Source organism: Bradyrhizobium sp. 31Argb (genome assembly GCF_043638955.1).
Classification (GTDB): domain Bacteria; phylum Pseudomonadota; class Alphaproteobacteria; order Rhizobiales; family Xanthobacteraceae; genus Bradyrhizobium.
This window is the reverse complement of sequence record NZ_JBEGDB010000220.1, coordinates 1-13,719: the sequence shown is the minus strand read 5'-3', so window position 1 is coordinate 13,719 and position 13,719 is coordinate 1. Positions and strand designations below refer to the sequence as shown.

9 protein-coding genes and 3 pseudogenes are annotated in these 13,719 nt (G+C 61.3%); 2 read left to right on the top strand and 10 right to left on the bottom strand.

Annotation, left to right across the window (positions count from 1 at the left end):
* Window positions 1-770 precede the first annotated feature (770 nt).
* Window positions 771-896 (top strand): hypothetical protein, encoded by a 126-nt coding sequence (locus AAFX91_RS30770; RefSeq protein WP_282526297.1) that lies wholly within the window; start codon window positions 771-773, stop codon window positions 894-896.
* Between the two features lie 100 nt (window positions 897-996).
* On the opposite strand, the gene AAFX91_RS30765 is transcribed toward AAFX91_RS30770, so the two are convergent.
* The 10 genes and pseudogenes from AAFX91_RS30765 to AAFX91_RS30720 all read right to left on the bottom strand — a co-directional run bounded on the left by AAFX91_RS30765 (window position 997) and on the right by AAFX91_RS30720 (window position 12,188).
* Window positions 997-1,965: a zinc-binding dehydrogenase gene (locus AAFX91_RS30765; RefSeq protein ID WP_394569109.1), complete on the bottom strand. Its 969-nt coding sequence runs from the start codon at window positions 1,963-1,965 to the stop codon at window positions 997-999.
* Window positions 1,966-1,998: 33 nt separating this feature from the next.
* A complete protein-coding gene (locus AAFX91_RS30760; RefSeq protein WP_394569108.1) occupies window positions 1,999-2,994 on the bottom strand; it encodes an NAD(P)H-dependent flavin oxidoreductase in 996 nt (331 codons plus the stop codon).
* Window positions 2,995-3,216: 222 nt separating this feature from the next.
* On the bottom strand, window positions 3,217-4,005 hold the full coding sequence (locus tag AAFX91_RS30755) for a fumarylacetoacetate hydrolase family protein (RefSeq protein ID WP_394569107.1): 789 nt from the start codon (window positions 4,003-4,005) through the stop codon (window positions 3,217-3,219).
* Window positions 4,005-5,027, bottom strand: coding sequence for a 2-dehydropantoate 2-reductase (locus AAFX91_RS30750; protein WP_394569106.1), 1,023 nt, complete (start codon window positions 5,025-5,027; stop codon window positions 4,005-4,007). Before AAFX91_RS30750 ends, AAFX91_RS30755 begins: the two co-directional genes overlap by 1 nt.
* A gap of 97 nt (window positions 5,028-5,124) precedes the next feature.
* The gene (locus tag AAFX91_RS30745; RefSeq protein WP_394569105.1) at window positions 5,125-5,556 is read right to left on the bottom strand and encodes a CBS domain-containing protein; all 432 of its coding nucleotides are present in this window, start codon (window positions 5,554-5,556) and stop codon (window positions 5,125-5,127) included.
* A 240-nt stretch (window positions 5,557-5,796) separates the two neighbouring features.
* Window positions 5,797-7,113: an oxalate/formate MFS antiporter gene (gene oxlT / locus AAFX91_RS30740; RefSeq protein WP_394569104.1), complete on the bottom strand. Its 1,317-nt coding sequence runs from the start codon at window positions 7,111-7,113 to the stop codon at window positions 5,797-5,799.
* A gap of 243 nt (window positions 7,114-7,356) precedes the next feature.
* Window positions 7,357-8,644 (bottom strand): annotated as a pseudogene (oxlT, locus tag AAFX91_RS30735) (oxalate/formate MFS antiporter).
* A 415-nt stretch (window positions 8,645-9,059) separates the two neighbouring features.
* A pseudogene (locus tag AAFX91_RS30730) lies at window positions 9,060-10,559 on the bottom strand (tripartite tricarboxylate transporter permease).
* 42 nt (window positions 10,560-10,601) lie between these two features.
* Window positions 10,602-11,099, bottom strand: a complete 498-nt coding sequence (locus AAFX91_RS30725; RefSeq protein WP_130582995.1) for a tripartite tricarboxylate transporter TctB family protein — start codon at window positions 11,097-11,099, stop codon at window positions 10,602-10,604.
* Between the two features lie 80 nt (window positions 11,100-11,179).
* Window positions 11,180-12,188: pseudogene (locus tag AAFX91_RS30720) on the bottom strand (Bug family tripartite tricarboxylate transporter substrate binding protein).
* A 796-nt stretch (window positions 12,189-12,984) separates the two neighbouring features.
* Between AAFX91_RS30720 and AAFX91_RS30715 the strand changes: the two are divergent.
* The coding region (locus AAFX91_RS30715; protein ID WP_394569103.1) for an SDR family oxidoreductase at window positions 12,985-13,719 on the top strand (735 nt) is incomplete at its 3' end.

Here is a 13,719-nt window from a genome sequence, read left to right as displayed (position 1 = left end):
CAAAGCTCGCGCCAAACTCGGCCGCGCCTATCCAGCCACCCCCAAAGAGTCAAAATCACTGTGATAGACCACTAGCGCAAAATCGGGGATTTGCGCCTAGGCGTCGCCCCGACCATCGGGCTGAGGGGCGAGCGGTCAGCCACTGATCAATTAGAGGCTGTGTTGCTTTGCAATATCACGGCTGCACAGCGGATTTAATATTGATATTATTATGACGATTTAATATTGCTATTATTATCACGAAACGTTAATAATTAATCAAATCGCGGGCGAGGAGATTAATAGTCATGTTTTGGATGTGGAAATTCATGCGCTTGTGGTCTCTCAAAAGCGCTCTTGGTGGACTGGCTGTGTTAGGGATCGCGACCACCGGTTACGTTCTCCACGGAGATGGCAGCCCGACCAACTGGACCGACAGTGGCGTCCATGGCGCTCCTGGCAGCGTCCATGGCGCTCCGGGACCTGTCGCTGGCGCTGGGCTTCCTCTTGCTCTTATTGCAGTCGGGTATGGCGTCTATCGTCTCGTAAGGCGTCGTCACAAATCGCACTGACAACTCCATCGCCCGACTGGAACACAGCTCACCCAAGGGCAAACGGCCAAGCACATGGCGTGACCACCCACGCCGTTTGAGAGAAGCCGACGCTCTGCCTTCGCGACAGGCGTGGCCCTTCAGTCTGCGGCATTCTAAGTGGACCGCCCGTGCGCGCCTTGAAGGCCTCGGAATTCACGTTAGATATGGCGCGGGGGGTCCTGAAAGGGAGCCCACTCAATGACGCCACGTTTTGTTTTCTTCGCCTTTTCCATAGCATTCGTTCTGGCAGCGATTTTTGCGGCGATTACGACGGCCAGGCAGATCCATGGCTATCAGGCCACCATAGCGGGAAGGGCAATCTGAGCCGCATGGCGTAGGGTAGGCAAAGCGAAGCGTGCCCACCATCCACGTTCGGTGCAAGCGAAGGTGGGCACGGTGCGCTTTGCCCACCCTACGACCGCACTTACAGCGTCACCACGATCTTGCCTAAGTGCTTGTTGGCTTCCATGTGCTCGAACGCCTTGCCGATCTCGTCGAACTTGTAGACGCGATCGATCGGCAGTTGCAGCTTGCGCGACTCCACCGCGCCCCAGATGTCCTTGCGGACCTCGTCGAAGATCTCGCGGATCTCCTCGATGGTGCGGGTGCGGAAGGTGACGCCGATATAGTGGATGCGGCGCGCCGCGTGCAGGTCGAAGTTGAAATCGGCATGGGTGCCGCCGAGCCGGCCGACATTGACGATGCGGCCCTTGACCTTGGTCGCAGCGAGGTTCTGGTTGGCGGTCTTGCCGGAGACCTGGTCGACGATGAGGTCGACGCCTTCGCCGCCGGTTGCCTTCAGCACCTGGTCGACCCAGCCGGCGTCGCTGGAATCGATCGCGAGGTCGGCGCCGAAATCCTTCAGCCGGCCGCGCCGCATCGCGTCCGTCGAGGAACCGATCACGAGCTTGGCGCCCTTGAGTTTCGCGATCTGCATGGCCATCAACCCGACGCCGGAACTTGCGCCCTGGATCAGCACGGTCTGGCCGGGCTGCAGCGCGCCGTTGGTGACGACGGCGTTGTGCATGGTCGCGAGCGCGACGGGCAGGGTGGCCGCCTCCTCGAAATTCATGTTCGAGGGCGCACGGAACAGCCGGCCGTGATCGGCAAGCGTGTATTCGGCAAAGGCGGCGCCGCCGGAACCCATGATCTTGTCGCCGACCTTGACGCCCTTGGCGTCAGGTCCGAGCTCGGCGACCTCGCCGGCCCATTCCATGCCGAGCACGGCGCCGACGCCTCCCGCGCTGCCATGGGCATGGCCCTTGGTCATGCCGAGATCGGCGCGGTTGAGGCCGCAGGCATGGACCTTGACCAGCACCTGCGTGCCCTTCGGCGTTGGCTTTGCGACGCCGGTAATCTCAGCGCCATTGGCGCCATAGACATAGGCTTTCATCGGCTCTTCTCTTTGGTTGGGCGCAAGGCCGCTTTATTCGGCAGCCTGGCGCTGCGCCCCCGAAATCATGCCCTCGAGGCGGCTGCGGATGATCGCCTCCGCATCGCGTACGATCCGCGATACCAGTTCGGCGCAGGTCGGGATGTCGTGGATCAGGCCCTGCACCTGGCCGGCCGACCAGATGCCTTCGTCGGCATCGCCGGTGGCATAGACCATCTTGCCGCGGGCGCCGGCGACGAGTTCGCGCACGTCCTCGAATTTCGCGCCTTCCTTCTCCATCGCGACTACCTTGGTGGAGACCGCGTTCCTGGCGACGCGGGAGGTGTTGCGCATGGTGCGGAAGATCAGCTCGGTCTCGCGCTCGTCATTGGCGACGATGCGTTCCTTGACGAGCTGATGGATCGGGCTCTCCTTGGTGCACATGAAGCGTGTGCCCATGTTGATACCGTCGGCGCCGAGCGCCAGCGCGGCCGCCAAGCCGCGGCCGTCGCCAAAGCCGCCGGAGGCGATCATCGGGATCTTCACCTTGTCAGCGGCGCAGGGGATCAGGATCAGGCCGGGGGTGTCGTCCTCGCCGGGATGACCAGCGCATTCGAAGCCGTCGATCGAGATCGCGTCCACGCCCATGCGCTCCGCCGACAATGCGTGACGGACGCTGGTGCATTTATGCACGACCTTGACGCCGTGCTTCTTGAACTGGTCGACGTGTTCCTGGGGCTTGTTGCCCGCGGTCTCGACGATCTTGATGCCGCTCTCGATAATGACCTGGCGGTATTCGGCGTAAGGCGGCGGTTTGATCGCAGGCAGGATGGTCAGGTTCACGCCAAACGGCTTGTCCGTCATCTCGCGGCAGCGCGCGATTTCCTTGCGCAGATCATCCGGTGTCGGCTGCGTCAGCGCCGTGATCATGCCGAGCGCCCCGGCATTGGCGACGGCCGCGACGAGTTCCGCGCGCCCGACCCATTGCATGCCGCCCTGCACGATCGGGTGCTCGACGCCGAAAAGCTCGGTGAAGCGTGTCTTGATCATTACTGCCCTCTGTTTCCCCGGCGCGGACGGTCGCGCGTTGTTTATCGAGAATTCGGGCAGCAGGATGCCGTCGCCCCCTGCAAAAGTCCACGGGGGCGGGTGATGGTCAGGGCAACGCCATCATGCAAAAGCGCCGCGTTGTTTCCGCAAGGCGGAACAAGTCGGATCGACCCAAAGTCCCCGAATTAAGGGGTTCACGCCACTGGCTTCAGGTGACGTCGCCTACTGCCTGAATTCGTTCGTGAGCTCGCCGATGCCGTCGATCGCCACCGTCACGGTGTTGACTGGCTCCTTCATGACGCCGACGCCGACCGATGTGCCGCAGGCGATGAGATCGCCGGGCAAGAGGGTCATGTCGTGCGAGATCTTGCTGACGAGCTCCTGCGCGCTGAAGATCATGTCTGATATCGGGTAGTTCTGACGCTCGGCGCCGTTGAGAATGGTGCGCACGACAAGGCTTCCCGGGTCGATCCCTGCGGTGATGACGGGGCCAAACGGGCCGTAGCCGTCAAAGCCCTTGGCGCGGGCCCATTGCGCAAACGTCTTGTCGCGGTTGAGGATGTCGTTGGCGGTGACGTCGTTGACACAGGTGTAGCCGAAGATGAAGTCGTCGGCTTCATCAGGAGAGACGTTGGTGCAGGGCTTTCCGATGACGATGCCGAGCTCGCCCTCATAGGTGGTCTTGCCGTCATAGGAGAGGGGGCGTTCGATCACGGCACCCGGCGCGGTGACGCTGGTGGTCGCTTTCAGCAGATAGAGCGGCTCGGCCGGCTCAGGCTGCTGCAGCTTGGCGGCGAGCGCGTGGAAATTATTCCAGAGCGCGACAATCTTGGTCGGCTCGGAGGGGGCGAGCATCTCGACGTCCTCCAGCACGAGTATTCGTCCGTTCGGCCTGGAGGTGCCGAACATCTCGCCGTCATGTACAGCGATGCCGGATGGCGTCAACACGCCGAAGCCGGTCTCACCCTGGCGGCGGAAGCGAAGCCAATGGGTCACGTTACGCTGCAGCATCACGTGACCGCCGCAACTTTCGCTTCCGGCGATGGAAGCACCGTTCCATCGTAGAGCCCAGCGATCCGGGCGCGCTGGGCAGCGAGCGCCAGCATCGCATCCAGCGACGGCGTCGGAATCCCGGTCAGGCGTCCCATTTCCTGCACCACGGTGACCAGCGGATCGATCTCCATCGGGCGGCTGCGCTCGAGGTCCTGCAACATCGAGGTCTTGTGGGCGCCGACCTTGCGCGCGCCTTCGATGCGGCGTTCGACGTCGACACGGAATTTGATGCCGAAGGTTTCGGCGATCGTCTGCGCTTCCAGCATGATCGCCTTCGAGAGCGCGCGCGTGGCGGGATCGGAGCAGATCACGTCCAGGGTCGCATGGGTGAGGGCGCTGATCGGGTTGAAGCAGACATTGCCCCACAGCTTGAGCCAGATCTCGTCGCGGATGCGCTCGAGCACGGGCGCCTGCATGCCCGCCTTGGTGAAGACATCAGACAGACGCTGCACGTCCTCGGTGATCTCGCCGGAGGGCTCGCCGAGCGGAAAGCGGTCGCCATAGACGTGGCGGATGACACCAGGCGCCTCGATCTCGGTGGCGGGATAGACGATGCAGCCGATCGCGCGCTCGGGGCCAAGCTCACGCCACTGCCGGCCGCCGGGATCGATGGTCTCCAGCGTCGAACCCTGATGGGCGCCGCCGTGTTTGTGGAAATACCAATAGGGGATGCCGTTGACGGCGGTGACGATACGCGTGTGCGGGCCAAGCAACGGTTGCATCCGTTCGAGCACGCCGGTGATCGAATGCGCCTTCAGGCAGATGATGACGAAATCCTGCGCGCCGAGTTCGGCCGCATCGTCGGTGCAGCGGGGATGCACGATGCGCTCTTCATCGCCGATCAAGAGCTTCAGCCCGTTTGCCTTCATGGCTGCGAGATGGGCGCCGCGTGCGACCAGGCTCACATCTGCGCCCGCGCGCGCAAGCTGCACGCCGAGATAGCCGCCGATCGCGCCGGCGCCGTAAATGCAAATCTTCATGGGATGCTTCGCAAAAGAGGCGGGGTTGATGTTTCAGCGCTGGTCGTGCGCCGGTGCCGAGGACGTCTCAGACCGGCGCGCTGACGCTGAGGTGTTTTCAGGCCGGAATGGCTTCCTGCGCGGCCATCACCTGCTCGTCGAATGCGGCTGCGATGTCGCGGATGCTGATGACGCCGATCAGGCTGTAATTGTCGATGACAGGCACGTGGCGAATGTGGTGCTTGTTCATGAGGTGGCGGACATGCTCGAGCGTGTCGCGCGAGCTGCAGGATACGAGTTGCTGCACCGAGATGAAATGCGACACGCGCATGTTGGCGCCCGCCGCGCCATGCTCGGCGATGGCGCGCACCACGTCGTGCTCGGTGAACATGCCCACCGCCGTGTTGCCCTCGGTGCGGACGACATCCTTGACCACCAGCGCGCTGATATTTCCCGAACGCATCAGTTGCGCGGCGATCGCCACCGTCTCGTTCATGCGAACCGTTGCGACACGGGCGGCTTTCTTGCGCAGAATATCTCCGACTTGCATGGCAACCTCCTTGGGTTCGTTTACGATTGCAAGTTTGGTATACAAAATGCCAATTGTCAACGCAGCAGAGGTGGATACATAGAGAAAAATGCAGTAAAAACAGTAAGTAGCGCTGACACTTTCGATCCTACGGGCGATGGCGTCTGATCGATCTATCTCGTTGTATTTTGTATGCCTTTTATTCTGGGCAAAAAGAAAAGGCGCACCGAAGTGCGCCTTCGCCCGTCACAACGTCTGCGCTCATGCTGTGGTGACGCTGCGCGCGGTTGCCTGTGCCGCCGCTGTCTCGTTGCCCAGGATGAAGGCGCGTCGCATCGGCTTGATCACGAACAGCGCCATCAGCGCCGCCGTCGCGTTGAGAGCTACGCCGATCACGAACACGGCGTGCCAGCCGAAATTCTTGGCGAGGATACTGGCGAGCGGCACCAGCAGCGAGGCGGTGCCCTTCGCCGTGTACAGCATGCCGTTGTTGGTGGCGGCGTACTTCACACCGAAGGTGTCGCCGCTGGTGGCTGGAAACAGGCTGTAGATCTCGCCGAACACGCCGAAATAGACCGCGGTCGCGAGCACGAACACGACCGGATGGGCGCCATAGGTCGACAGCGTCAACAGCATCAGCGCCGCCGTGCCGAAAGCGATGAACATCGTGTACTCGCGGCCGATATTGTCGGAGATCCAGCCGAACATCGGCCGGCCGAATCCGTCGAAGATGCGATCGAGCGAGATCGCAAATGTCAGCGCCGCCATCTGGATGCCGGCGAGCGAGACCGGCGTCTTGGCGATCTGGAAGTCATCGGCGATCGGCGCGATCTGCGCGGCGGTCATCAGGCCGCCGGCGGCGACCATCACGAACACCAGATACATCACCCAGAAGATCGGGCTGCGCAGCACCTGCGGCGGGGTGAAATCAATCTTGGTCTGCGGCAAATTGAGCTGCTTCTTTTTCGGAGGTATCGCGACAGACGGCGGGCGAATGAAGAAGGCGAGCAGGAATACGATCAGGCCTTGCCCGATGCCGAAGTCGAAGAAGGCTGTCTGGTAGCCGCTTGCGGCGATCATGCTTGCGATCGGCACCACGGTGAGCGCGGAACCCGCGCCGAAGCCGGCGGCGGTCGCGCCCGCAGCAAGTCCTCGGCGGTCCGGAAACCATTTCAGCGCATTGCCGACGCAGGTGCCGTAGACCGCGCCGGCGCCCATGCCGCCGATCACGGCGGCGGTATAAAGCAGCGCCAGCGAATCCGCATAGGAATTGAGGACCCAGGACAGCGCGATCATCACGCCGCCGAACATGATCACCATGCTCGGCCCGTATTTGTCGACGAACCAGGCTTCGACGGGGACGAGCCAGGTCTCGGTCACCACGAAGATCGTGAAGGCGAGCTGGATGCCCGCACGGCCCCAATGATGCTTCGCGTCGATCGGATCGACGAACAGCGTCCAGCCGTATTGCAGGTTGGCGATCATCGCCATGCAGACGATGCCGATGACGAGCTGAAACCAGCGGAAGCCGTTGGACGAAGGTGTTGAGGGTGCGGTGGCGGCGTTGCTTAAAACCATCAAGTCCTCCCGAGCGCGTGCTTGCGGTTGCGGCCTTCTGTCGCGAGTTTGTGACTTATCGTCGCAAGCACCGGGCGGATGTTGGTATACTATATCCCACAATGCAAGCCGAACTTGTGCTGCAGTGCGGCATAGGCCATGCCGCAGCTCGCCGGTCACGGCGATTTCGAAAAATTGGAAGCGCAGCAGAAAAAAAGCGCCCGGCTGTGGGCCGGGCGCTTCATGCCAACTGCGTTGCGCGATCTACGACGCGCCCGATTTTTCCACCACGACCTTGCGCCACGGTTTCAGCGCCAGGATGGCGAGCAGCGATGCCAGGATGTTGGCGCCCGCGGTGATGAGAAAGACATTGTCCCAATTGCCTGCGGTCTGCTGCATGTAGTTCGCAATCGGCACCAGCAGCGCGGCCGTGCCCTTGGCGGTGTAGAGCAGGCCGGCATTGGTGGTCGCGAATTTCGGGCCGAAGGTGTCGGTGCAGGTGGAGGGGAACAGCGAGTAGATCTCACCCCAGGCGAAGAACACGAAGCCCGACAGGATCACGAACCAGATCGGATCGTGGCCGAACATGTAGAGCGCCCAGATGCCGATGCCCTCCATGCCGAAGGCGATGAACATCGTGTTCTCGCGGCCGATATTGTCGGAGATCCAGCCGAAGAACAGCCGTCAGGCCGTTGAGGACACGGTCGATGGTGGCGGCGAAGGTCACGGCGGTCATCGTCATGCCGATCAGGGTCACCGGGACACTGTCGATCTTCCAGTCTACGGCGATCGGCTTCAGGTTCGCCGTCACCATCAGGCCGCCGGCGCCGACGATCACGAACATGAAGTACATCAGCCAGAAGATCGGTTGCCGCAGCACTTCCGTCGGCTGATAGTTGCGCCGGCTCTGAACCAGATTGGCGTTCTGCGCGACCATCGGAACCTGTCCGGACTTCGGCGCGAGCAGGAAGAAGGAGAGCAGCACGATGATGATGCCCTGGCCGAGACCGAAATAGAGGAAGGTGGTCTGGAAGCCGGAGTCCTTGATCATCGCCTGGATCGGCGCGACCGTCAGCGCCGAGCCTGCGCCGAAGCCAGCCGCGGTGATGCCAGCCGCCAGACCGCGCTTGTCGGGAAACCATTTCAGCGCGTTGCCGACGCAGGTGCCGTACACGCCGCCGGCGCCGATGCCCGCGATGATCATGCCGAGATAGTAGCCGTTGAGCGAGGTCGCCTGGGCATTGATGGCCCAGCCGATGGCGCAGAGGATGCCGCCGATGAGAACCACGATGCGCGGGCCGTATTTGTCGACGAACCAGCCTTCAATCGGCACCAGCCATGTCTCAAACAAAACGAAAAGGGTGAAGGCCCACTGGATAGAGGCGCGATCCCAACCGAATTTTTTCTGAATGTCGGGGACGAAGAATGTCCAACCGTATTGATAGTTGGCGATCATCACCATCGCCGCGACGCCGATCGCAAGTTGTGTCCAGCGAAAGGTATCGCTGACACGGGCCGCTGGCGGAGCCGTAGCCTGCACCATCTCTGTCATAGGTCCTCCCAAGGCGCGCCCCTGTTATCTTATGTCCCGGACGCGCGGCGGCCATCTTGGTATCTAATATGCCAACATTCAAGCGTCGGTACGAACCGCGCGCAAATGTCGCAGGCGGGCATCGGTACTCGGAATCAACAACTTGGTTCAACCGAACGGGTTCACTTCGAACCCAAGACCATGGTCCACAGCGCGATTTCTATCGATGCTCTGAAGCGACTGGATTCACGCAAGAATCATCACGGGTGATCTGAAGGTCACCTTTGGAAAGCGAGCTCGGCGCGCCCGCTTTGGACTGACGGATTCAGGAGGTATGTGAGCGGGTAGGTCGGACGCAAGAAGTGCGATAACACCGATCGCCCAGCCGTTTTGAGCTTTGGTATTTTATATCCCAGAATCGATAAGAAGCTGCGCCTCAAGCGGCCGCTGTTCGCAGCCGGCTGTAGCCTTCCTGAATCGCGGACCAGAAAAGGGCAACGAGCCCCAGGACCATGATCGTGCTGACCAGCCCATTTGAGAAAAACACCGCGAGCGAACCTTGCGACCCGAGCAGCGATTGCCGGAATGCCTCCTCCGCCTTGTCGCCGAGCACAATGGCCAGCACCAAAGGGGCGAGAGGATAGTTGCACTTCTTGAGCAGATAGCCGAGCACGCCGAAGACCAGCATCAGCATCACGTCGAATGTGCTGTTGTGAACCGAGTAGGCGCCGATCGCGCAGAGCACCAGAATGAGGGGCGCGATGATGCTGAACGGCACGCGAAGTATAGCGGCGAATATGGGTACGCAGGTGAGCACGACGAGCAGGCCCGCGAGATTGCCGAGATACATCGAGGCGATCAGGCCCCAGACGAATTCCTTTTGCTCGACGAACAGCATCGGCCCGGGCTGCAGGCCCCAGATCAACAGGCCGCCGAGAAGAACAGCGGCCGTCGGAGAGCCGGGCACTCCGAGCGACAGCATCGGCAGCAGTGCCGAGGTCCCGGCGGCGTGAGCTGCCGTCTCCGGCGCGATCACGCCCTCGATTTCTCCCTTGCCGAAATTCTTGCCGTTCTTAGCGAGCCGCTTGGCGATGCCGTAACTCATGAAGGATGCCGGCGTTGCTCCGGCCGGCGTGACACCCATCCAGCACCCGATCAGGCAAGAGCGCAACGACGTCACCCAGTACGCGGGCAGCTCTTTCCAGGTTTGCAGCACCACGCGCAGATTGATTTTCGCGTTGCCGCCGCGGAAGCTCAATCCTTCCTCCATTGTCAGGAGGATCTCGCCGATGCCGAAAAGACCGATGACGGCGATCAGAAAATCGAACCCGTTGAGCAATTCGGTGATCCCGAACGTCAATCGCAACTGCCCGGTGATCGAATCGAGTCCGACGGCTGCAAGCGCGAAGCCGATCATCATCGCGGCGATGGTCTTGAAGGGCGGCTCCTTGCTCAGGCCGACGAAGCTGCAGAACGCGAGAAAATACACCGCGAATTTTTCCGCAGGACCAAATCGCAACGCGAAGCTTGCGACCAGCGGGGCCACCAGCGTGATCATGGCGACGGCGAACAGCGCGCCCACGAACGAGGAGGTGAAGGCTGCCGTCAACGCTTCGCCAGGCTTGCCCTGTTGCGCCATCGGATAGCCATCGAACGTCGTCGCCACCGACTAGGGTTCACCCGGTATGTTGAACAGGATCGAGGTGATCGCCCCGCCGAACAACGCGCCCCAGTAGATGCAGGACAGCATGATGATCGCCGATGTCGGCGGCATGCTGAAGGTCAGCGGCAAGAGGATCGCAACGCCGTTTGCGCCACCGAGCCCGGGAAGCACGCCAATGATCACCCCGAGCATGATGCCCACGACCATCAGCATCATGTTGTAGGGCTGCAGGGCTACGGCGAAGCCGTGAAAAAGATTGGCGAGTTCTTCCATTTCGATACGTCCTGCAACAGCGAACCGACCACAATGCGGCTTCTATAGGCCGAGCCATTCCTCGATAGGACCTTTGGGAAGGGGAACGAGGAACCAGCGTTCGAAGACAAGATAGGTGATGATGGGCATGCCGAACGCCACGGCAACGGTCGGGAGCCATCGGTAGCCGCCAAGCCACCGCATGAACCAGCCGATGAAAATGATCGAGGCGACATAGAGCCCGACAAAGGGCATCGAACCGACATAGATCGCGGTGGGCACAACCACGCTCATCACCTGGCGAAGCTGTCCCCACTCCGCGAACAATCGGTCGTCATTGTCGCGCAGCGCGCTCCAGAGATTGATGGCGCTCGCTGCGACGATGGAGATTCCAATGTAGAAGGGAAAGAAGCCCGCACGCGGGCCCTCCGCGCCCCAGGTGATGCCGGCCTTCGAACTGCCGATGATCACGATAATGCCGAAGGCTGCGATCAGCAGTGCCATGCCGGTTTCCACTGCCTTGTGTGCCGGGCCGGCAGCGTCTGATCTACGCGCAGTCATAAGGCCTCCAGGCTGAATCGTGAGCTCGGGACTCGCAATCGAGGGGACACGCTCGTGCGTGCTTGGTTGATATCGCCGGATCAATTCGCCGAGGCGAGGAAACCAGCTTCTTTCATCAATACCTCGTGGCGCTTTTGCTCCGCCTCGACCCACTTGGCGTAGTCGGCCCCGGTCAGGAAGGTGGTGTTGAATGCGCCGCTCTTCATGAAATCCTGCCATTCAGGCGTGGCGCGCACCTTCTTGAACAGTTCGAACGTAATATTCGATCTGATCCTTGGTGGCTTTCGGCGGCATGAAGATGCCACGCAACATCAGATACTCCATATCGAGGCCCTGCGATTTGCAGGTTGGAATATCCTTCCAGCCCTTGCCGTCGGCGATCGGCTCGTCATAGGCCATTGGCTGGGCGTCGAAGACGCAGAGCGGACGGAGCTTGCCGCCGCGCCATTGCGCTACCGCTTCGATCGGATTGTTGACGGTCGAATCGACGTGGTTGCCGACGAGCTGAACGGCGACTTCGCCGCCGCCTTTGTAGGGGATGTAGGTGAACTTGGTATCGATCGCCTTCTCGACGGCGACCGTGATGATCTGGTCCTCCTGCTTCGAGCCGGTGCCTCCCATTTTGAACGTGCCGGCCGGCGCCTTCTTTACGGCGTCAACATATTCGCCGACCTTGTTGTAGGATTTCTCGGCATTCACCCAGAGCACGAATTCATCGAGCGCCAGCATTGCGACCGGGGTCATATCCTTCCAGTTGAAGGGAATCCCCGTTGCCAGTGGCGTCGTGAAAAGATTCGAGAGTGTAATGATGATCTTGTGGGGATTGCCCGATGACCCCTTCACATCGAGAAAACCTTCACCTCCGGCGCCACCAGCCTTGTTGATGACGACCATCGGCTGCTTCATCAGATTGTGCTTGGTCACGATGCCCTGGATCGTGCGCGCCATCTGATCCGCACCGCCGCCTGTGCCGGCGGGTACGATGAACTCGACCGGACGAACCGGCTCCCAGGCGGCAGAGACTCCGGTACCGCTCGCGCACAACGCTGCGACGGCCGCCAATGCAAGATGCAGAATGGAATGCTTCATCTGGTGTCCTCCCTAAGAACTTTAACGCGCCGCTCTTTGTCGGCTTGCGATCAGCCCATCCCGATCACGTGCTGCGGGTCATCCGGCACCTTTCCGGTGATCGATCACCCGCTGCGATCGTGCGGCCGATTGGAACTGTATGAGGGCTGTTCAGGCGCGGCATCCGCTTCTTTCGAATAATGCTCGATCCTCGAGAGGAGCCACGGGAAGGATGGACCGCCCCTTGGCCTCTCGCGCCGGACTGACCGCCCCCACGGTGCACCGCTGTTTGCGCGGTGGCTGTCGGCTAGCGCCTACCTAAGGTATGCGACATACCAGCTTGCAAACAATCGGCGTGGTGGACCACTTTCCGAGCTACTTTGTCGCAGTGGGCCGTTACCGGGCATTCGGAAAGAAAAAGAAAGGCCCCGGAGCAGGCCAGCCACTCACTTAAATGTGGAATCGCCAAAAACGGCGATTCCACAGAATTCGCTTCGATGAAATCGAGCGCCAATACCGAGCAAATCTAGGCAATCCCGATGCAGGTGATGTCCATTTGGACCCCAAGATCGGACATCGGCGGGGACGGAGGCATGGTCGACTCCACGGCCGAGTACGTTGCGCTCACGCGGGGGCGCCATAGCGTGGCCGTCGCGATGGATTGGGGGCCGCGCCTCTGACTGCGGGCTTTTCGCTCTACGCGCGCGCGGCACACACCGATCGACACGTCTTGTTTTCGAACGCAGGAATCGGGTGGCTCCCAAAGGAGGCTTGAATACCTTGCTGCCCATAACGACAGCAGAAAGATGTTCGAGATATGAATCTACTTAAACATAAAGTCGCCATCGTCACGGGCGCGTCTTCCGGGATCGGTCGGGCGGTTGCGCTGATGTTTGCCGAGCAAGGTGCGGCGATGGTCCTGACCGCGCGGCGCACAACTCAACTTGACGAGGTGGCCCAGACAATCCGAAGCAAGGGAGGGCGTGCGATCATCGTCGGCGGCGATGTCGGCCTGCCCGAAACCCACGAAATGGCCGTCGCTGCCGCTACGAGCGAATTCGGGGGCCTCGACATCGCCATCAACAATGCTGGCACGGTCGGTCCGGCAAGGCCGCTGGCGGAGATTTCGCCGGAGGAGTGGCAGCACACCCTGACGACTAATCTTACGGCAGCATTTCTCGGCGCGCGCAGTCAGATTCCGGCGATGCTTTCGCGCGGCGGAGGCTCAATCGTCTTCACATCCAGCTTTGTCGGCACCAGCGTTGGCATTCCCGGCATGGCGGCCTATGGAGCTTCCAAGGCCGGACTGATGGGCCTGGTGAAGGGGATAGCCGCCGACTACGCCGCTATGGGCATCAGGGCCAACGCGCTGTTGCCCGGCGGTGTGGATACCGCAATGGCGGGCGATCAAAGTCAGAAGGACTGGGCCGCGGGCCTGCATGCGATGAAGCGGATCGCGCGACCCGAGGAGATTGCCTCTAGGCCGTGTGGACAGTTACCTTATCCAGAGCAGAGTGGCGGCAATGGCGACGACGGCGAAGTAGTTTCGCGC